The sequence below is a fragment of the Stutzerimonas stutzeri genome (assembly GCF_024448695.1).
Classification (GTDB): Bacteria; Pseudomonadota; Gammaproteobacteria; order Pseudomonadales; family Pseudomonadaceae; genus Stutzerimonas; species Stutzerimonas stutzeri_T.
The window spans coordinates 1-19724 of the sequence record NZ_JAMOHY010000026.1 but is presented as its reverse complement, the minus strand read 5'-3'; the positions used below and the strand labels follow the sequence as shown (position 1 = coordinate 19724).

Here is a 19724-nt window from a genome sequence, read left to right as displayed (position 1 = left end):
CGTTAAGCGAACTCACAGACCACCGTCCCTTCGCCGTCCAGGGTGGCGTGTACGCGTTGCAGGCTTTCGCCGCTGGCCATGGCGTCGAGCAGACGGTCGACCACCAGCGGTTGCAGGTGCTGGTCGATCAGGTGATCGATCAGGCGGGCGCCGCTGTCGCTGTGGCTGCAACGCTCGGCGAGGTTTTCCAGCAGCGCCGGGCAATGGCTGAACTGCAGCTGACGGCGCTGCAGGCGCTCGCTAAAACGCGCGAGTTTGAGGCCGACCAGCTCGTTGAGCACCTCGCCATTGATCGGGTAGTACGGCACCACGCGCATGCGGCCGAGCAGCGCCGGCTTGAAGTGCTGAGTCAGGGTTGGGCGAATCGCCTGTTCCAGATCTTCTGCATCCGGGCGCTGGCCGCCCTGACAGAGGCTGGCGATACGCTCGCTGGCGAGGTTGCTGGTCATCAGAATCAGGCAGTTGCGGAAGTTGATCTCGCGGCCTTCGCCGTCGTTGGCCACGCCCTTGTCGAAGATCTGATAGAAGACGTTCATAGCGTCCGGATCGGCTTTTTCCACTTCATCGAGCAGCACCACCGAATAGGGCTTCTGCCGCACGGCTTCGGTGAGCATGCCGCCTTCGCCATAGCCGACGTAGCCGGGCGGCGCGCCGATCAGGCGGGAAACGGTGTGCTTCTCCTGAAATTCAGACATGTTGATGGTGGTGAGGAAGCGCTCGCCGCCGTACAGCAGATCCGCCAGGGCCAGCGCGGTTTCGGTTTTACCGACGCCGCTGGGGCCGACCAGCAGGAATACGCCGACCGGCGCATCGGCGCGATTGAGGCCGGCGGCGGTGGCGCGCATCGAGCGGTCCAGTGCCGCGATGGCTTGCTCCTGGCCGCGTACGCGCTGGCGCAGGTCGCTGGCGAAGGTCAGCACCTTGCTGTTGTGTTCGCGGGCCAGCTGGCTCAGCGGCACGCCGGTCCAGTGGCTGATCACTTCCGCTACCAGACGCGGGCAGACTTCGAAACTGACCAGGCGCTCATTCACCTGAGCGCTGGCCAGCTCGGCTTGCACGGCGCGTAGTTCGCCTTCCAGTTGCTCCAGCTGCACGGCCTGACTGTCACTGTCTTCAGCTTCGGCTTCGCTAGGATTCTGACGCAGGCTGGCGCATTGCTTGCGCAATTCCAGCAAACGTTCGGCCAGTTCGCGCTGCACTGCCCAACGGGTTTCGATCTGCTCCAGTTCGGTGCGGGCCTGGCTCAGGCGTGCTTCGAGCTGTTCGAGAATGTCGCTGTCGATGTTCAGGCCGGCTTCCATATCGCGGCCCATGGCCTCGCTCTGCCGCTCACCTTCGGCGATTTCGCCGCGCAGACGCTCCAGCGCTTCTGGGGCTGCGGCCAGGCTGATGCGTACACGGGCGCAGGCGGTGTCGAGTACATCGACGGCTTTGTCCGGCAGCTGGCGGCCAGCCAGGTAGCGCGCGGACAGTTCGGCGGCAGCGACCACCGCGTCGTCACGCAGGTAGATGCCGTGGCTCTTTTCATACACCGGTGCCAGGCCACGCAGGATGGTCACGGCTTCATCGACCGTTGGCTCATGCAGCTGCACCAGCTGGAAGCGCCGGGCCAGGGCTGGGTCCTTCTCGAAGTACTTCTTGTATTCGCTCCAGGTGGTGGCGGCGATGGTGCGCAGCTCGCCACGCGCCAGGGCGGGCTTGAGCAGGTTGGCGGCGTCGCCGCTGCCGGCCTGACCACCGGCACCGATCAGGGTGTGGGCTTCATCGATAAACAGGATGATCGGCTTGGGCGAGCCTTTGACTTCATCGATCACGCCCTGCAGGCGGCGCTCGAACTCACCTTTAACGCTGGCACCGGCTTGCAGCAGGCCGAGGTCCAGGCACAGCAGTTCGACACCTTTGAGTGCATCCGGCACTTCGCCGGCAGCGATACGCAGGGCCAGTCCTTCGACGATGGCGGTTTTACCAACACCGGCTTCACCGACCACGATCGGGTTGCTTTTACGCCGGCGCGCGAGGATGTCGATCATCTGGCGGATTGCGCCGTCACGACACAGCACCGGGTCAAGCTTGCCGTCGCGTGCTTGCTGGGTGAAGTTGTGGGTGAAGCGCGACAGGTTCGACTCGCCGCCGGGCGCGGGCTTGCCTGCCGCCGTTTGCGGTTGCTGGGCCATGGCAAATTCACGCAGGCGCTCGGCATTCAGCTTGGCCAGCAAGGGTTGGTAGTGGCTGCCGGCATAGCGCATCGGGTTGCGCAGCAGGGCGAGGATCAGCGCGGCTTCATCGACCTGGCTCTGGCCGAGTTCCAGGCTGGCGACCAGCAGGGCGTCCTGCAGCCATTGCACCAGTTCAGTGGCAAATACCGGGTTGCGCGATTCGCTGTGTTCGCCGCGCGGTTGCAGCGCCCGGGACAGCTCGCCAGCATCTACTTCGGCATCCTGCAGGGCGCGGCTGAGCAAGCCTTCGGGGCGCTCCAGCAGGCCGAGCAGCAAGTCTTCGACGAGAATTTTGCTGCCGCCGCGCACGACACAGCGTTCGGCAGCAGTTTCCAGGTCATGTTTGCTGGCGGCGTCGAGGGCTTGAACCAGTTGCTGTAAATCGACGTTGATCATCTTCATCAATCCTTAATGAGCTTTGCTGCCGAGGGTGACCACGCCGTCGGCGTGGTCACGCCCCAGCCAAGTGGTCCAGCCCAGCAGGCAGGGGTTGTCCGCGCCGAGGCGCAATTCGCGTATTTCGTCCTGGCGCAGTTCCAGGCGGATGTCATAATCCAGCGGGTCGCGCAGGGTGAAGCGCACCAGCGCGCAGAGCGGTTGGTAGCCGCTGCCGATGGGCAGAAATTCGTGGAAGCGAGCCCAGTTCAGTTGCTGTACGTGAATGCGAAACTTGCCGCCGCGATCGCGTACGAACTCGCCGAGCACCAGGCTTTCACCCAGTTGGCTGTTGGCCAAGCCCAGGCGGTTGCGCTGCTCACCGAGAATCTCTACTTGGCGCTCCAGGCATTGCTCGATATGCAGGTCGGCATGCTTGAAGTAGTAGCGCAGCACCGATTCGATCAGTGCTGCCGAGTGCGCGCGCAGGCTAAGCAGGCCAAGGTAGGGCAGCAGGCGTTTCCAGTTCAGCTCTTTGGCCTGGCGAATGGTTTCGCCGCCTAAGCCGATCAGGGCAAACAGCTGTGCCGAAAACGGGTCGACCGCGCCGCTCTGAAAGCGCGTGTGGTAACGGTATTTCTGCCAGGTGGGCAGCAGCAGACGTTGCAGGCGGTTGTTGAACAGGTCGAGGAAATCCCGGGTCGGGTTGCCATCTTCGCTATCGCCCAGCGCCTGTTCGCCATAAAAGGCCGGCAGCGGTGAGCCGGCACCAAACAGGCTGACCAGGTTGATGCGCATGCGCGCACGCAGTTCGCCGTGCTCTTCAAAAAACTGCACGCGATCAATGTCACTGCCGGGAAAGCCCATGCTCGGGTTGGCCTGCAGCTCCAGGCGCTGATACAGCGCCTCCTCATCCAGCTCAGGATGAGCAGCCTGCAAGCGTTCCAGCACCAGCTGCACACCCTGAAACAGGCTGTACTCGCGGATGCCTCGGCTAAGCCGATTTAGAGCAGGGGCTGTAGCCCCATACGCGGCGTCCATTGGTACACCTCTCCCTGGGTGCTCTGTACGCGCAACTCGTGGTACGAGTTCAAGCTGGCATACAGGGCGAAAAATTCATTGAGTACCGAGGCAAAGAGGAACAGGTCACCTTCACCGACATAGCCTTCGGGGTTGATCGTCAATTGGGTGCGCACGCCACGTACCGGCAAGCCACGATGCAGGCGGTCGACGTGCTGGTGGCTGATGCTTTTCAGTCCATCAAGCAGGCGCTTGCTAACCTTCTCCGCGTGCTGGTCGTAATAACGCGGCAGGTCATAAGTTTCGAGAATGACTTTGAGTGCTTCAACGTTGGCTAGCGACAGGTAGTTCAGCGACATATTGCTGATCAGCTTCCAGAGGAAGTCGCGGTGCAGTGGCGGTGCATAGCTCGGCGTTACTGCACTGATATTGCGGAAGGTGAGGAATTCCGGGGTGTCCTCACTGGGCATGCAGATATCCCCCAAGCCCAGCTGACGCGGCAGGTTCTGGTTGGTGCAGGTCAGCTCAATCGACAGGGTTTCATGCTGGTCGAGGTTACGCAGGCCGAAGCTCAGGTAGGTTTCCAGGCCATCACCCAGTAGTGACGGTTGCTGACGCACGCTGTAATGCGGACGCGCCAGGGGCACGTCGAAACTGGCGTCATGCTCGAAGGATTCGAACGGCACGTACTCTTCATAACCCTTGCCGCCGGGCTTCCAGCCAGTGACGCGATCTACCGAGAACACGCCGCAATGCTCGGAGTCGAGCTCCGAGGGCAGTAGCAGGTATTGATCCTGCTTGCCGTCCAGACGAATCGGGATGGCGTCGTGCTCAAACAGGTTAACCACAGGCGTGCAGTACAGCCGGACGTTATCCAAGGTTGGGCGAATGCGCTGTACGCCGGCCTTGTGGATATCAAAACGCAGCTCCAAGCCGCGCGCCTGCTTGAGTACGTCTTCGGGCAGGCGCTTGAGCGCGTCCAGGCCAAGCAGGTCGACGAACAGGAACTTGTCCTGGAAGGCGAAGTATTCCTGCAGGTAGCGGTACCCGCGGAAGGTGCTCAGCGGGTAGGGGATCAGTGCCTGATCTTCGGCAAAACCCACCGGCTGCATACTGCTGGCCGGCAGTTGCAACGGCAGCAATGGGCGCTCATCGGCCCCCGGCAACGGCTTGCCGGCCGCATTCAGCAGCACCAGCTGCACACCGCCGAGATGGCGCAACAGGCTCAGGTACAGCAGCTGGCTGATATAACGCTCACCGGATAGATGCAGACGCAACTGCTTGAGGTCGAGATCGCCCAGATGACCATCGGCGCTCATCGCCAGGCGCAGGCTGAGCAGCGCACCATCACCCTTGACCGAGTAATCCAGGCCATTCAGCGCCAGTGGCAGCACCTCGGTAGCAAAGGCGGTGCGGAAGCGGCAGGTCACGCCCTGGATCGGTTTGGACTCCACCGGCGTATGCCGTGGCACCAGCAAGGCGCCGCCCGGACGCTTGAGCGGGTCGAACTGCAACATGCTGAACGCCGGTAGCGGGCGCATATAGTTCGGCCACAGCAGATGCATCAGCGAGTGAGTCAGCTCCGGCAGCTCGTCATCAAGCTTTTGCCGTAGGCGCCCAGTCAGAAAGGCGAAACCCTCCAGCAGCCGCTCGACATCCGGGTCGCGCCCGCTCTGCCCAAGAAACGGCGCCAACGCCGGGGTGCGCTCGGCAAAGCGCTTGCCGAGTTGGCGCAGGGCGGTGAGTTCGCTCTGGTAGTAGTGGTTAAAAGACACGAGTCATTCCTTGATGGAGTCTTTATCAGCGTCGTGGCGATCTGGAGACAGCCGAAGCACCTCTTCACTTTTCAGGTAAACGACATCTCCGCCGTCATAACCCCAGAAGTCGCTGTTTTTGAGTGGGAGGTCTTGGTACGAAACCCACCCTGCGGTCCAGACATCACCGTTTTCGTAACGTATTTCCACGAAATACCGAGGTGGCTCGGCGCGGGTTATTTCAAAGAAGGTGCCGCCATCGACTCCGCCGCTCCAATGAGCGTTCGGGTGATCGCGTAGTGGTTCAGGAGGTGCCGCCACGGGCTCCAGCTGCAGAAAAGCGGCAACTAACAAAACAACGATGAAAATCAGCGCCGTTGAAACTAGGGCTATCCACTTGAGTGCTTTCAATCGGATATCTCCAAAGTTTCGGTGGTGTAGTCGTAATCCAAATCGGTTTCGCTAAGTTGGAACTGCTCCATGTAGACACTGGACACGACCACTCGCGTGCGAAAAGGACGGCCTAGACCGATGTGATCCAACAGGTCGGCGACGAAAGTCATGCAGTTGTGGTTACCGAGGTCATATTCCTTGCGCGCGGGGTTGGCGTTCTCTGCCTCTTTGGCCTCCAGCCAAGCAAGCGCCTGATCGAACACCTGCCCTCTGAGCACTACTCCGGAAATACGTCCGTGCTGCCCATGCTCACTTGAAATGGCCCGTAGGGTTCTGTTGAGAGAGGATTCGACGATAAATCCGGTTTTGAGGCGAATGTCTGGAATACGGCCGCGACGCGTACGTCCAGCCGGACCAGGCCCTGGATAGCGGCCATACTCATAGTATTTCGAGAGTCCCGACTTACCGTTGATGACCAGCACGCCAGCATGTCCAAGATAGGGTGCACTCTGTGCTGGTATCTCGAATTTTCTGCCGAAAAGCGTTACTTCGTAGCCATCGATATGAATCTTGTAATCAGGGAAGACTATAGGTATTACGAAGTCCTCTTCACCGCTCAGATAAACCTGTGCCGGTGATTGATCCAAGACGGGGGTGGTCGTAACTGTACCTGCGGGAATCTGCTGAGCTTGTGGCATGTCATTCCCCTCGCAGCAGCCAGCTCGGCTTTACGGACAGCGCGATGGTTTGCGGTGTGTCCTTCTTACCGAGGGTGTGGGTCAAGCCATTTGCATCAGTTGTACCGTGCACTTCGCTGCCATCCTCCAGGGTCGCGGTGTAAGCCATATTTTTCATCGGTGCACCGCTTGCTTGGTCAAGCAATTGCACGCAGATATCGAATCCCTTCAAGAGTAGTGGTAGGGGCGCCGTAAACCCCGCCCCACCCCCACTAGCCCCAATCAACACCGTCCCCGAACCCGCAGTTACCGGATTGCCATGGCTACCCACGGTGCCGAGCACGGTGGCTGGCTTGTTGTTGATCAGCACGGTGGGGATGACCGCGCTGGCCAGTGAGCTGCCGCAGTCGGTGGGGTCGCCCATGCGCGCAGCGGGCAGGCTGTCGAACAGCACGTCGGGGGAGCCGGCGACAATCGGATTGGTGCCGTGGCCTGGAATCGGGCAGGCAGTAGGGTCGCTGACGCGGGCTGCGGGTTTACCGGACATGGGCTCTCCTTAATTGACCTTGACCTGTCCGCTGCCGTCCAGGCGCGCGGAGAAACTGACTTGGCGTTTAAAACCGTCCACTTCCAGCAGGCCTTCGATGGCAAAGGCCAGGCTCAGCGGATTGTTGTCGCGGGGCAGTGAAATCACCCGCACTGCGCTTAAACGCGGTTCGTACGCTTCGATAAAGCGTTCGATAGCGATACGTGCCTGCTGCAGCGAATCGTGCAGCGACAGGCGCATATCGTTGAGATCGGGCAACCCGTAGTCGGGCAGCGTTTGCACGCTGCCCGCCCGGGTGCTGAGCATTTTCGCCAGGTGGGTAGCCACCGACGCCATGGCGGCAACCTCGCGGCTCCAGCCAGCACGCTGGCTGGCTTCACCGCCGAGGCGTTCGAATAGGCTTCCGTACCCGGCCATAAGGATGCTTATTCCTTGTCCAGCCTGCCGACGAGCGACAGGGTGAAATCAGCACCCATGTACTTGAAGTGCGGACGCACGTTGAGGCTGACGCGGTACCAGCCCGGCTCACCATCTACATCACTGACGATCACCTGAGCGGCGCGCAGCGGACGACGGCTGCGTACTTCGGAGCTTGGGTTTTCCTGGTCGGCAACGAACTGACGGATCCACTTGTTGAGTTCCAGTTCGAGGTCGGTGCGTTCTTTCCACGCGCCGATCTGCTCGCGCTGCAGCACTTTCAGGTAGTGGGCCAGACGGTTGATGATGAACATGTACGGCAGCTGGGTGCCGAGCTTGTAGTTCAGTTCAGCCGTTTTGCCTTCTTCGCTGATGCCGAAGAATTTCGGCTTCTGCGTCGAGTTGGCGGAGAAGAACGCGGCGTTGTCGCTGCCTTTGCGCATGGTCAGGGCGATAAAGCCTTCTTCGGCCAGCTCGTATTCACGACGGTCGGAGACCAGTACTTCGGTCGGGATCTTGGTTTCGATCTCGCCCATGCTTTCGAAGTGGTGCAGCGGCAGGTCTTCTACCGCGCCACCGCTCTGCGGGCCGATGATGTTCGGGCACCAGCGAAACTTGGCGAAGCTGTCGGTCAGCTTGGAGGCGAAGGTGTAGGCGGTGTTGCCCCACAGGTAATGCTCGTGGCTGTTGGCGACGTTTTCTTTGTAGACGAAGGTCTTCACCGGGTTGTCTTCCGGGTCGTACGGGTTGCGCAGCAGGAAGCGCGGTACGGTCAGGCCGACGTAGCGGGCATCTTCCTGCTCGCGGAAGCTCTGCCATTTGGCGAACTGCGGGCCTTCGAAGTGATCCTTCAGGTCTTTCAGATCTGGCAGGCCGGTGTAGCTTTCCAGGCCGAAGAACTTCGGACCGGCAGCGGCGATAAACGGCGCGTGGGACATGCTGGCGACACTGGCAACGTATTGCAGGGTCTTGACGTCAGGCGCGCTCGGGTCGAAGAAGTAGTTGGCGATCAGGGCGCCAACTGGCTGGCCACCGAACTGGCCATATTCAGCGGTGTAGATGTGCTTGTACAGGCCGGACTGCATGATTTCCGGGCTGTCTTCGAAGTCATCCAGCAGATCCTGCTTGGAGGCGTTGATGATCTCCAGCTTGATGTTTTCGCGGAAGTTGGTGCGATCCACCAGCAGCTTGAGGCCGCGCCAGGAGGATTCCAGCGCCTGGAACTCGGCGTTGTGGAGGATTTCGTCCATCTGCCGGCTGAGCTTGGCGTCGATCTCCGCGATCATGCGGTCGACCATGGCCTTTTTTACTGGCTCATTTTCGTTTTGCGGCTTCAGCAACTCTTCGATAAAGGCCGATACACCGCGCTTGGCGATGTCATAGGCTTCGTCGCCCGGAGTCAGTTTGGTCTCGGCAATGATGCGGTCGAGGATGCCGAGGTCGGCGGCGCTGCGACCGCTCTCTACTGCTGCACTAGTGCTCATGAATTAGCTTCCTTGTTAATTGAATCAGGAGTCCAGCTTGCCTTGGGCAGCCAGGCCGAGTTCACCGAGTACGCGGTCACGCGAGTCGTCGTCAGCCAATACGCTTTCGATCGCTTTGCGGAAGGCCGGGGCATTACCCAGTGGGCCTTTCAGGGCGACCAGGGCGTCGCGCAGTTCCATCAGCTTTTTCAGTTCAGGCACTTGCTCGACCAGGTTGGCCGGGTTGAAGTCCTTCATCGAGTTGATGTTCAGCTGCACGGCCATTTCGTCGTCGGTCGGCTCGTCCTGCAGACGGTTAGGCACGGCGAAAGTCAGGTTGAGTTCCTGCTTGGCCAATACTTCGTCGAAGCTGTTCTTGTCGATGCTGATCGGCTTGCGGTCTTCGATCTTGCGATCGTCGGCGCGCTGGGTGAAATCACCCAGAACCATCAGTTTCAGTGGCAGTTCGATCTCTTCCTGGGCGCCGCCGGTAGCGGGTTTGAAAGTGACGTTAATGCGTTCCTTGGGGGCTACCGAGCCTTCTTTGGCCATGGGTGTTCTCCTTTGCGTTAATGGCCCGGGGGCCTTGGTGGCGTGTTCAGGGCAGGTCGAGGCGTCACCTGACCTGAACACGCCTAGTCCAGCACCACCTCAATATCGAGGTGGCATAACCTGCGGTATATCTCGTCCTTGTGTTCGCGCACCGCATGGTTCTGCGGCAGCAGTTCGCAACAGCTGTGCAGCATGCGCAGTACGTCGAGGGCGAGATCGGGTTCCCAGTCGCCGAGGCCGGTGGCCTGCAGCGTCTGATCCAGTGATTCGAGTTGGGTCTTGGCCAGTTCGTATTTCTTCGCGCTGTAGCACAGGCGCGCCAGGGTCAGTTGCCAGAAGAAGCGTTCGCGGCCGCCGCGCGCCTTGGCCAGGCCGAGCTTGAGCTGTTGCACGGCGGATTTGAGGCCGTCCTTGCGCAGTTTGGGCAGTACCTGTTGCAGGGCCTCTTCCCAGGCTGGGGTGGCGCCCTGCTCGCTGGATGTGGATTTCTTCTCGGGTTTCGGGGCCTGCAGGTGCGGCATGACATGGGAGCTGAGCCAGGCGCGGGTCTGCGCATCGGCAAAGGGGCTGCCATCGTGATAGCGCAGCTCTTCCAGGCCGCTCATGCGCTGCATAAACAGTGCAAGCTGGATTTCCACTTCACGCATGGCCTGCTCGGCATCCAGCTCATGCAGGCACTGCCAGACCAGATGCTGGCCGTCGAGCCAGAACGGGGCGCGGGCGATACTGGCCTCCAGGTCGACCAGCAGGTCGGCGTACTGACCGTTCTGATAGCGCTCCTGGTAACTGGCCAGCTTGTCGGCTGGCAGGCCACGCAGCGCGGTGATCTGTTCGGCATTGCGCTCAGGCAGGCTGTCGATGGGCAGCCAGAGCAGGGTGCGGGCCAGGCGCAGGGCGCGCAGATCGCTGGCTTTCTGCTTGAGCCAGTAGGCGCAGAGTGGTCGGGCCTGGTCTTGCAGGTTACGCAGGCTCTTGTGCGCTTCCTTTTCGCTTTCGACCGGGGCGCCAGGGGTGAGTATTTGGCTAGCCACCTGCTTGACCTGGGCGAGTGCGGCGCTCACAGAGCCGGGTTCAGGTTGGCTCTGGCTAGCACGCTTGACCAGTTCATCGAGGCGGCGACACAGCGGCAATAGCAGTGGCGCGTCTTCACCCAGATGTTCGGCCAGGCAGGCTTCGAGGGTGCGCAGTTGTTCGGCCAGGCTACGGAACAACGCCAGCTGTTCGCCAATTGGTACATGCTCGGCCAGCGCCTGTTCCATTCGTGGAATCAGCCAGCTGATAGCGGCGCCGCGGGTGCGCGCTTTACGCGGGTGCAGCTCAATCCAGTGGTTGAGGCACAAGTAGTGCAACAGGCCCAAGCCGGCTTGCAGGCCGACGAAAGATTCGCGCTGATACAGGCCCCAGATCAACCAGACGGCAACGCGCAAATCCTTGGAGTGGGCGCTGAGTAGGGTTTCACTGTTTTCGCGGACTTTCTGCCAGTCGATGGCGGTGCTTTCATACAGGGCGTTGGCCTTACCCAGCTCGTTTTCCAGTGCTTCGTATTCACTGGAATAGCGCACATCGCTGCCAGCAAAACTCCCTTCATTAACGGGACTCTTGGCAAGCTCTAGGTAATGGGCGGTGAGCTTGTTCGAATAGGTCATTCCATGACTCTTTCTAGTGTTTGAAAGTTTTAGTGCGTGAGCTCGTAGAGGTAGGTTTGATAGAAAAAGCTACAACTGATTACGCGAATAGGTTGCGTTCAGCTCTGGTGCGGCGGGCATCCTAGCCTTGGGCCGAATATCGGGCAAGCGCGCAAGTGTGAAGCATGTAGCATCAACAAATAATTGATGATTAATCCTTTTGCTATGACTGATTGTTGCGGAGTGCTGGCGCGGAGTTAAATAAGGCTTGCGGCGCTGAAAGTAATTCTTACATACAAAGAAATAATTATTAGCAACCGTAGCGCGTCAAGAAAATCGCTATCTGCTGGCAGGATAATGTGATCCGCATCCGGGTTTAACTGCCGTGAATGTGTGTGTTCAGGGCGGTGGGCCTTGGGTTTCTGGAGAGGCTAGGAATGACCAGAAATAGCGATGTATGCCTTCACATAACCAAACTGGCTCGTGCTCGATCAGAACAGGTGAATACAGAGAGATTGTTTGTAAGCCGTGCACTTAAAAAGAGTGCGCAACTTCTTGCACAGTCAATCTGGATAACCCTGTGGATACCTTCTCCTGAGCGCGATGCTCATTGGGCTGGAGTCCGCTGCGCAATTTCTTGCGCAGTGCCGTGCAACAAGTTGCGCACTTTTCTGAGACATACTTCGCTTTATGGCTTTATTACTATTTCTGGTCACGCTATCTATATGATTTAAGTGACGTTTATGAAACTGGCACGCTTCTCGCTCTAAGTGTGGTTCCCGGATCATTCTTGATCCATGACTCAAGGCAAGGAGAGCACTCATGCCAACACCCGCATATCTATCCCTCGAAGGCACCAAACAAGGTCTGATCACCGCTGGCACCTTCACCGAGGACTCGGTCGGCAACATCTTCCAGGAAGGTCATGAAGACCAGATTCTGGTCCAGGCATTCAACCACCAAGTGATCATCCCGCGTGACCCGCAGTCCGGTCAGCCGACTGGCCAGCGTGTGCACAAGCCGCTGATGATCACCAAGGTCTTCGACAAGTCCTCGCCGCTGATCTTCAACTCCCTGACCTCCGGTGAGCGTCTGAACAAGTGCCGCCTGGAGTGGTACCGCACTTCCTCCACCGGTACCCAGGAGCACTACTTCACCATCGAACTGGAAGATGCCGTGATCGTCGACGTGCAGTCGCGCATGCCTAACTGCCAGGACCCGAACATGTCGCACTTCACCCACCTGGAAGACGTGTACTTCACCTACCGCAAAATCGTCTGGACCCACGAAGTCTCCGGGACTTCCGGCTCCGACGACTGGCGTACACCGATCGCCAGCTAAGCGGTGATTTATCGGTAATGCGCACCTCGCGCCAGGCATCGTCCTGGCCGAGGTGTTTCAACGACAAGGGACAAAAGATAAATATGTAGGGTGCGGGCCAAGTCTTATCCACGCCCTGACGTGCATGCCTTCGGCGTCTGATTTTCTACGCGTCACGCCATAAAAACTCGAGTGCATCCAGCCAACCGGGCAGCGTATTCGTAAAATGGCGGGCCTGTTCATGGAATGAAACAAGAGGAACAACGAATGTTCGCCAAGGCCAACCAGACCCATTTCAGCCTGACCATCGAAGGCGTCAGCCACGACTTGCAGGTACTCGAATTCAGCGGCCGTGAGGCGATCAGTCAGCCCTTCGAGTTTGATCTGGAGCTGGTCAGCGAGCGTCCCGACCTCGACCTGGAAAGCCTGCTGCATCAAGCGGCCTTTCTGACGTTCAACCCGGCCGGCAATGGCATTCATGGGCAGATCTACCGCATCGCCCAGAGCGAATCGGGCAAGCGCCTGACCCGCTACCACGTCACCTTGCGCCCACAGTTGGCGTACCTGGCGCACCGCACTAACCAGCGGATCTTTCAGCACCTTTCGGTTGCAAAAATCATCAGCCAGGTGCTCGAAGAACACGGCATCCAAGGCAACGCCTACCAATTCCAACTCGGCTCGATCTACCCCGAGCGCGAGTACTGTGTGCAGTACGACGAATCTGACCTGCACTTCGTCCAGCGTTTGTGCGAGGAAGAAGGCATTCACTACCACTTCCAGCACAGCGAGCAGGGCCATGTGCTGGTGTTTGGCGATGACCAGACGCCGTTCCCCAAACTGGCCCCCAGCGCCTACCAGCAAGACAGTGGCCTGGTCGCCGACGACCCGGTGATCAAACACTTCGGCGTGCGCGTGGAAACCCGCACCAGCCGGGTGACTCGGCGCGACTATGACTTTGAAAAGCCCAAGCTGCTGCTCGAGGCCGACGCCAAGAGTGCCTTCACCCCGGACCTTGAGAATTACGACTACCCCGGCCGCTTCGTCGATCGTGAGCGCGGCAAGCACCTCAGCCAGCGCGCCCTGGAACGTCACCGCCACGACTTCGAGCTGGCCCAGGGCGACAGCGACCAGCCGCTGCTGCTCAGCGGCCACTTCCTCGCCCTGACCGAGCACCCGGGTGCCGCCTGGAACGACCTCTGGCTGCTCACCGAACTCAGCCACGAGGGCAAACAGCCGCAAGTGCTGGAAGAGTCGGTGACCAGCGACACCCAGGCCAGCGACGGCTTTACCCAGGGCTATCGCAATACCTTCAGCGCCACGCCCTGGACCGTGCCCTACCGCCCCCAGCTCAAGCACCCCAAGCCGCGCATCCGCGGCAGCCAGAGCGCCGTGGTCACCGGGCCTGAGGGTGAAGAAATCCACTGCGATCAATACGGCCGAGTCAAAGTGCAGTTCCACTGGGACCGCGAAGCCCAGGGCAACGACACCAGCAGCTGCTGGCTGCGCGTCAGCTCCAGCTGGGCCGGCGACCGCTACGGCGGCATCGCCATCCCGCGGGTCGGCATGGAAGTGCTGGTGACCTTTCTGGAAGGCGACCCCGACCAACCCCTGGTCACCGGCTGCCTGTACCACGCCGCCCACGTCGTGCCCTACGACCTGCCAGCGAACAAGACCCGCAGCGTCTTCAAAACCCTCAGCAGCCCCGGCGGTGGCGGCTACAACGAGCTGCGCATCGAAGACAAAAAGGGCGACGAGCAGATCTACATCCATGCCCAGCGCGACTGGGACGAAAACATCGAGCACGACCAGAAGATCCGCGTCGGCAACGAGCGCCACGACACCGTCGAGGCCAACAGCTACAGCGAATTCAAAGCCGAAGAACACCGCACCACCCACGCCGACCGCAAGAGCGAAGTCAAAGCCAACGACCACCTCACCGTCGGCAACAACCAGCACATCAAAATCGGCACCGGCCAATACATCCACGCCGGCCAGGAAATCCACCTCTCCAGCGGCCTCAAAGTCGTCCTCGACGCCGGCAGCGAACTGACCCTCCAAGCCGCCGGCAGCTTTATCAAACTCGACGCCGGCGGCATCACGATGGTAGGTCCGGTGATCAAGTTCAACTCCGGTGGCGCGCCGGGTAAAGGCTCGGGGGCAGCGCCGGTGTTGCCGGGCAAGGTCAAGCAGGCGGATGCGGATAAGGCGGGTGTACCGCTGGAAGCCTTGCTTAAGCAAAACCTGCTATTTCGCAGTACTCGAGCGGGCGTATGCGAACTATGCGAGGCGGCCAAAGCACAGCAGGAGACCAAGGTATGAGCGCACCCACGATCACAGGCAATGGCGCCATTCTGCTAGACGGTGCGCGGTATGAAAACGCAACGGCCTGGCTCTATCAGAACTTTCCCAGCCATCAGCCCTGGCCTTTACTGCTCAACACTCCCTATGAGGCAATCGCTGAAGCAGGGCCTATCCTGCTGGATGCCCCCATGGGTAGCCCAGCCTATGAAGCCTGGAAGCACGGCAGTGGAATTAAGGACAGCGTTTGGCTGGAAAGCGATGCCTCAGTGGAAGAACTACACCGCATTCTGCAGCGCCGTCTGCGCATCTTTACCCCAGAACACCGCGAGCTCTGGTTGCGTTTTGCTGACGCCCGCCCTTTGTACCAAGCGTGGCAAAGCAAGGCGCAATGGCCAGAGGGTTTCTGGCATCGCATCGCACGTATCTGGCTCCATTACGAGGGCACAACTTTCTGTGCCTGGAACAATGAATACCCAGAAAAAGACGGCGCCCCGACCAGTCAGGGTATCGAGGCCCAAGTGACACTTGACTGGTCGCTGCTGGAAGCACTTGCCAAACAGGACGACACGGCACAGGAGGCTGCTCTATGACCGCTCAAATCACCGCACCAGCCAGCTTGACGGTAGCCGCCTGCCCACTGCTTAGCGCCGTCCTGCCGTTGCGCTATGCGCTCGGACCAACACTGGCGGTGGATACCGCCGCCTATGATTTGCCCGCACTGCGGGGCAACTTCCCCGCCATCGGTGATTACTTCGAGCCCCTGCAAGGCCGTCCGCTTAACTACACTGCTCGCCTTTTGCGTGATGGCTGGTTATACGTTTGGCAGAGCACCCTGCAGCAATTAGTCGAGTACCGCGTCAGCCAGGCAACCTTCTCCCAGACAGCCCGTGGCGGGAAGGTCATTGACGGACGTAGCTTGCCCTACCTGCTTCTCCCTGCCGGGACACCCGCGATGTTGGTCTGGTCGCCGCAGCAATGGGCCGATGCGTCATTCGCGGCAGCCAAAAACAAAGCAGAGGTGCGCCAGCGCGTGATGCGTACCATCACTCCTGGCGCCGCACCCTTCAGCGGCCAGGCTCGCACCGTCCATGAGCGTATCGGCGACTACATGGACGCCAACTGGTATGGCTGGAGCTGCGAGCCATCAACATCCCAACGCCCAGCCTGGCCACAACTGCTGGAAGATATGCAACGCTGCGAACAACAGTCCTATATCTTGATCGACGATCCCTGGGGCGTACTACTGGATCTGGCTGAATTGCTCCGCGCGCGCCAACAAGCGTTCAACGTCACCCGGGAAGTCCGTGGCGAAGATTGGGCCATGGCCGGTGTGCTCAGGTCTCTGGCCGAAAGCGATTCGCAAATTGGCGGGCAGCTACGCAGCATGACCAATTACCGCAAATTGCAAACCGCTTGGCAGGAGCAAACTCAGGAAGAAGATACATACAGTGCAGATGTGCGTCGTCTCAGTGAACTCTGGTCGGCCTGGTTCAACACCCTGGCACAACGTGGCCCCGCCAGCCTTGACACTGCCTGCGGTCACTTCGACATTACCCAACCGGACCCACGAGCAGAACTGGAGCTGCACTTCGCCGCGGCCTGCCTTGGCCCAGCGACAACAGGCCCTGGCGCGCAGGCCATCGCCAACGCCTTAATGCTTCAGCAACAAGCAGGTAAACCCTGGTTGGTCTGGTCACTATTGGGGCTGGGTAAACGCCTGGGTATTGGCGAGATCAACACCATTGTCGGGCTGGCCGATGGCGCCAGAGATAATGGTGCCAGTGCCCTGTCCGAAGCACGCAAGGTGGCGGAACTGCTTAACCAAGCAGCCGAAAAACTGGCCCGCCATATTCAGGGATCAGCACTGGAAGGGCTGTTCACCGCCCTAGCCCCAATTGCTGGGGTGGGCCTGCAACAAGCCAATGATGGCACCAAGGCTGCCGGACGCCTCTACCTGGCTGCCGCGCTGGCACGCAGCCAGCAGCGTCTGGCTATCGAGGCCGTCAGTCAGCGCCAAGTCGGGGAGTGGATGAGCGACCTGATGGGCACACGCCCCCAACTGCCCGCCAAACTCAGACCCACACAACTGAGCGTTGCGGTCAGTGATGCCTTGCCGTTCTTCCGACTGCTACCGGCCAAAGACCTACCCGCGTTGACCGGGCACTTGGCAGCCGACGTCAATCTCAGGGGAATGCTCGACCTTAGTAAAGGGGCGATGGAAAAGGCTCCGGTCAAGTGTTTGGTGGCTCTAGTCGCAGGAATGAATTTTGTTTGGGGTGGGGCACAGCTGACTGAAAAGCAGTCAGGTAAAAGCTGGCTGAGTTTTACAGGAGGAGCTTTTGGTGTTGCCTCTGCTACATCCGCAATAGCACAAAAAGTTGCCGAAGTAGACTGGGAAGCAACCACCAAGGTTGCAGGTTCCCGTTCTCTTTCGTCACAAGCCGCTCTGACCAAAGCCTTGGGCATTGGCGCAAGCACCGCTTTATTGCAATCGGTTACTTCAGGCTTTGATGTAATGGTCTTCAGTATTGAGGCATTGGAGTCCTACCAAGCTGGCGATATCGATACCGCGAGTATCAATGCCGGACTTACCCTGGCCTCCGCCGCCAACCTGCGGTTGTACGTGCAGAGTTTTCGCGCGATACGCGCCGCCCGAGCGGCGGTGATCGCTGGCGAGGCGGCGGCCATAGGACGAGGGATTAGCGTAGTCCCGCACCTGGCTACCCGTGCACTGGGCTGGACCCTGCTGATTGTCGGTGGGGTCATCGCCCGGCAAGACACGCAAGACACGCCTCTGGAAACCTGGGTCAAACGCACCCGCTTTGGCATCCGCCCTGCGGACTGGGCCGATAGTTACGAGAAATCGATGACCGAGCTTTATAAAATCGTCTTCCCCATCAGCTTCCAGGCTTATCGTCTCAACGAGCTGAACCCCTATCGCGGCATGCAGACAATCACCTATGTACTGCTGCGCCTACCGGGCAGGGATACCCTGACCGACGAGATGATCCACTTCAAGGGGCACGAAACCTGGGGCACCTTTCTGGGCTTCGGCGGCACGCGAAAAGCCGTTGAATGGACGGGCAAAGATTTTGATCATCACGGCGGCACTCGAGTCAGAACCGAACCTGGCGTTGCTGTCTACCGCCGCGTTTACCATGAAAAAAACGGCGACGAACTCGATGCCATTCATGGCGAAATAAGCTATTCGCCCATCGAGGGCCTGACCCTGCCACCTATTGAAATCAAGGAACTCGCATGGCTGTAAGCGACCTGATCCAGCAAGCCCGCGCCCGCTTCGGACAAGCGCCCAGTGTGCTGTTGCGCGCCGACCAGTCCACGGGAGAAAAGCCTTGGGAGATGTTCGTTACCGACGAACATACCGAACACTATCTGGCCTTAAAGGCAGGAGGCGATACTGATAGGGGAATGCTTACTGGAGTAATGGGCGGTGTTGGAGGATTAGCCACAGTTCTCATGAGTGCCATTCTGATCCTGACTGGGAAAATAGATGGCGTTTGGATGGGACTGGCATTGGCTGTCATTTTCTTCATCGTCCCTTTTCTCTGGGAAACCCGCCGCCCTCTCCCCCTGCCAATCCTCTTCAACCGCCGTACCCGCGAGGTCTATTTCGATCACAACGGTGAGCTCTACCACAGCCCATGGGACGGTATTCAATCGCTGGCCGGTGAGTACGTGATGGTCGGCCCCCATACCGGCGGTATGCGTAACGCTTCGTTGGAAGTTCTGGTGCGCCGTTTGGGGGAGCCAGATAAGGCGCTGCTCGTAAGTCTCGGCCTGCCCATGGGCAAGACACTGCAAATGCAAAAAGGCTTCTGGGAATGGCTGCGTGCCTATATGGACAACGGTCCCTGGTTCGATGAAAACGGCCAACGCAGCGATTCGGATGCCTATATCAAGGAAATGCTCAAGGCCAGCAATATCAAAGGTACTGACTGGCACTCACTGACGCTGGCCAAGATAGCCAAGAAGAAAGCAGCCAACGGCGGCAAGAACTATCTAGAGTGGACCGATGCTTTCATGCTGGTTTGGGAAGTGCTGTCTTACCCGACGAACTGGCTGCACGAGTACACCTATAGAATCGCCAAACGCCGCTCGCGCAACCGCTGGCCTCAGATCGTCAGCGAGCGCCTGCAGCCCGATGGCCCAACTACAAGATTGATCGATCTGGAGCGTGAGCGGGGGCTGGACGTATAAATATGCCTCGGCCTGAACGGAAGCAACTCGCATGGCTGTAAGCGACCTGATCCAGCAAGCCCGCGCCCGTTTCGGGCAGGCGCCCAGCGTGGTGCTGCGTGCCGACCAGCCCACTGGAGAAAAACCTTGGGAGATGTTCGTTACCGATGAATATACCGAACACTACCTGGCACTGAAGGCGGGAGGGGATACGGATAGAGGGCTGGCCACTGGGGTGTTAGGTGGTGGAGGGGTAATGCTGTTAATTGTCGTGGTGTAGTAGCCTAATTTCCCCAGACACCTCGATAGGTGGAAAATCCACTGACAGGGGAATTATCTATGAGCCGTAAACGCAGAGAGTTCGACGCCAGCTTCAAGCTGCAAGTCGTGAAAATGGTCAAGGAACAGGGCTTGACAGTTCCGTAAGTCTGCCGGGACATGGATCTTGGCGAGACCGCCGTGCGTCGCTGGGTGCAGCAGTACGAGGCGGAGTCATCTGGCCAGACCGGGATCGGGAAACAGCAAGACCGCCCCACACCCACTCTCAGGCACGAACGGCAAACGGAGTGCGCAGGCGTCAGCCGACCAGAGGGAGGGCACGATGGACGCCCGCAGGGTCGAGATGGCCTGCCGGCTCGATACACGACAGCGCGGCCCGGTGAAGCCGGGAGACGCTTATCGCTGCTTAACAAGAACAGGTGTCGCGTCAAAACCGTCGCCCTGCGAACGCAGCAGCTGTTCAGGGGCCTAGCTTGCGCCATCTGTGGCCGTAGCAAGCGGAGTCAAGTCTCATCCATCGTGATCGACCCGGTGGCGAGGAGAAATTTCGCATCAGTCGTACGGCGGCCATGCAAGCACTGCCGCTTT

General features: G+C 59.6%; 16 protein-coding genes. 6 read left to right on the top strand and 10 right to left on the bottom strand.

What is annotated here, in order from left to right:
* Positions 1 to 2: 2 nt before the first annotated feature.
* From tssH to tssA, 10 genes are all read right to left on the bottom strand, one after another.
* Positions 3 to 2612, bottom strand: a complete 2610-nt coding sequence (gene tssH / locus NAV32_RS15095) for a type VI secretion system ATPase TssH (protein ID WP_272890302.1) — start codon at positions 2610 to 2612, stop codon at positions 3 to 5.
* 12 nt (positions 2613 to 2624) lie between these two features.
* Positions 2625 to 3632, bottom strand: coding sequence for a type VI secretion system baseplate subunit TssG (tssG, locus tag NAV32_RS15090; protein ID WP_256053617.1), 1008 nt, complete (start codon positions 3630 to 3632; stop codon positions 2625 to 2627).
* Positions 3596 to 5386, bottom strand: a complete 1791-nt coding sequence (gene tssF / locus NAV32_RS15085) for a type VI secretion system baseplate subunit TssF (protein WP_256053616.1) — start codon at positions 5384 to 5386, stop codon at positions 3596 to 3598. The genes tssG and tssF overlap by 37 nt, the downstream gene beginning before the upstream one ends.
* A gap of 3 nt (positions 5387 to 5389) precedes the next feature.
* Positions 5390 to 5776: a hypothetical protein gene (locus NAV32_RS15080; RefSeq protein WP_256053615.1), complete on the bottom strand. Its 387-nt coding sequence runs from the start codon at positions 5774 to 5776 to the stop codon at positions 5390 to 5392.
* Complete coding sequence (locus NAV32_RS15075) at positions 5773 to 6456, bottom strand: hypothetical protein (protein WP_256053614.1); 684 nt, start codon at positions 6454 to 6456, stop codon at positions 5773 to 5775. The genes NAV32_RS15080 and NAV32_RS15075 overlap by 4 nt, the downstream gene beginning before the upstream one ends.
* Position 6457: 1 nt before the next feature.
* Positions 6458 to 6982, bottom strand: coding sequence for a PAAR domain-containing protein (locus NAV32_RS15070; protein WP_256053613.1), 525 nt, complete (start codon positions 6980 to 6982; stop codon positions 6458 to 6460).
* 9 nt (positions 6983 to 6991) lie between these two features.
* Entirely contained in the window at positions 6992 to 7399 is a 408-nt protein-coding gene (tssE, locus tag NAV32_RS15065; protein ID WP_256053612.1) for a type VI secretion system baseplate subunit TssE, read from the bottom strand.
* A gap of 8 nt (positions 7400 to 7407) precedes the next feature.
* Positions 7408 to 8883, bottom strand: a complete 1476-nt coding sequence (tssC, locus tag NAV32_RS15060) for a type VI secretion system contractile sheath large subunit (protein ID WP_256053610.1) — start codon at positions 8881 to 8883, stop codon at positions 7408 to 7410.
* 24 nt (positions 8884 to 8907) lie between these two features.
* On the bottom strand, positions 8908 to 9414 hold the full coding sequence (gene tssB, locus NAV32_RS15055; RefSeq protein ID WP_090335926.1) for a type VI secretion system contractile sheath small subunit: 507 nt from the start codon (positions 9412 to 9414) through the stop codon (positions 8908 to 8910).
* Positions 9415 to 9497: 83 nt separating this feature from the next.
* Positions 9498 to 11060, bottom strand: a complete 1563-nt coding sequence (gene tssA, locus NAV32_RS15050; RefSeq protein ID WP_256053609.1) for a type VI secretion system protein TssA — start codon at positions 11058 to 11060, stop codon at positions 9498 to 9500.
* An 801-nt stretch (positions 11061 to 11861) separates the two neighbouring features.
* On the opposite strand from tssA, the gene NAV32_RS15045 reads away from it, so the two are divergent.
* The 6 genes from NAV32_RS15045 (at position 11862) to NAV32_RS15020 (ending at position 19137) form a co-directional block, all read left to right on the top strand.
* The gene (locus tag NAV32_RS15045) at positions 11862 to 12380 is read left to right on the top strand and encodes an Hcp family type VI secretion system effector (protein ID WP_256053608.1); all 519 of its coding nucleotides are present in this window, start codon (positions 11862 to 11864) and stop codon (positions 12378 to 12380) included.
* A gap of 246 nt (positions 12381 to 12626) precedes the next feature.
* The gene (tssI, locus tag NAV32_RS15040; RefSeq protein WP_256053607.1) at positions 12627 to 14678 is read left to right on the top strand and encodes a type VI secretion system tip protein TssI/VgrG; all 2052 of its coding nucleotides are present in this window, start codon (positions 12627 to 12629) and stop codon (positions 14676 to 14678) included.
* Positions 14675 to 15250, top strand: coding sequence for a DUF4123 domain-containing protein (locus NAV32_RS15035; RefSeq protein ID WP_256053606.1), 576 nt, complete (start codon positions 14675 to 14677; stop codon positions 15248 to 15250). Before tssI ends, NAV32_RS15035 begins: the two co-directional genes overlap by 4 nt.
* Positions 15247 to 17928 carry a toxin VasX gene (locus tag NAV32_RS15030; RefSeq protein ID WP_256053605.1) on the top strand — a complete coding sequence of 894 codons (2682 nt, stop codon included), beginning with the start codon at positions 15247 to 15249 and terminating at the stop codon, positions 17926 to 17928. Before NAV32_RS15035 ends, NAV32_RS15030 begins: the two co-directional genes overlap by 4 nt.
* A complete protein-coding gene (locus tag NAV32_RS15025; RefSeq protein WP_256053604.1) occupies positions 17919 to 18878 on the top strand; it encodes a hypothetical protein in 960 nt (319 codons plus the stop codon). Before NAV32_RS15030 ends, NAV32_RS15025 begins: the two co-directional genes overlap by 10 nt.
* 31 nt (positions 18879 to 18909) lie before the next feature.
* Positions 18910 to 19137 (top strand): hypothetical protein, encoded by a 228-nt coding sequence (locus NAV32_RS15020; RefSeq protein ID WP_256053603.1) that lies wholly within the window; start codon positions 18910 to 18912, stop codon positions 19135 to 19137.
* The last annotated feature ends 587 nt before the right edge of the window (positions 19138 to 19724 follow it).

What these genes read in the sequence shown, in the direction of transcription:
- tssH (WP_272890302.1), bottom strand. Translation starts at nt 2,612, where the DNA reads ATGATCAACGTCGATTTACAGCAACTGGTTCAAGCCCTCGACGCCGCC.
- tssG (WP_256053617.1), bottom strand. Translation starts at nt 3,632, where the DNA reads ATGGACGCCGCGTATGGGGCTACAGCCCCTGCTCTAAATCGGCTTAGC.
- NAV32_RS15075 (WP_256053614.1), bottom strand. Translation starts at nt 6,456, where the DNA reads ATGCCACAAGCTCAGCAGATTCCCGCAGGTACAGTTACGACCACCCCC.
- NAV32_RS15070 (WP_256053613.1), bottom strand. Translation starts at nt 6,982, where the DNA reads ATGTCCGGTAAACCCGCAGCCCGCGTCAGCGACCCTACTGCCTGCCCG.
- tssE (WP_256053612.1), bottom strand. Translation starts at nt 7,399, where the DNA reads ATGGCCGGGTACGGAAGCCTATTCGAACGCCTCGGCGGTGAAGCCAGC.
- tssC (WP_256053610.1), bottom strand. Translation starts at nt 8,883, where the DNA reads ATGAGCACTAGTGCAGCAGTAGAGAGCGGTCGCAGCGCCGCCGACCTC.
- tssB (WP_090335926.1), bottom strand. Translation starts at nt 9,414, where the DNA reads ATGGCCAAAGAAGGCTCGGTAGCCCCCAAGGAACGCATTAACGTCACT.
- tssA (WP_256053609.1), bottom strand. Translation starts at nt 11,060, where the DNA reads ATGACCTATTCGAACAAGCTCACCGCCCATTACCTAGAGCTTGCCAAG.
- NAV32_RS15045 (WP_256053608.1), top strand. Translation starts at nt 11,862, where the DNA reads ATGCCAACACCCGCATATCTATCCCTCGAAGGCACCAAACAAGGTCTG.
- tssI (WP_256053607.1), top strand. Translation starts at nt 12,627, where the DNA reads ATGTTCGCCAAGGCCAACCAGACCCATTTCAGCCTGACCATCGAAGGC.
- NAV32_RS15035 (WP_256053606.1), top strand. Translation starts at nt 14,675, where the DNA reads ATGAGCGCACCCACGATCACAGGCAATGGCGCCATTCTGCTAGACGGT.
- NAV32_RS15030 (WP_256053605.1), top strand. Translation starts at nt 15,247, where the DNA reads ATGACCGCTCAAATCACCGCACCAGCCAGCTTGACGGTAGCCGCCTGC.
- NAV32_RS15025 (WP_256053604.1), top strand. Translation starts at nt 17,919, where the DNA reads ATGGCTGTAAGCGACCTGATCCAGCAAGCCCGCGCCCGCTTCGGACAA.
- NAV32_RS15020 (WP_256053603.1), top strand. Translation starts at nt 18,910, where the DNA reads ATGGCTGTAAGCGACCTGATCCAGCAAGCCCGCGCCCGTTTCGGGCAG.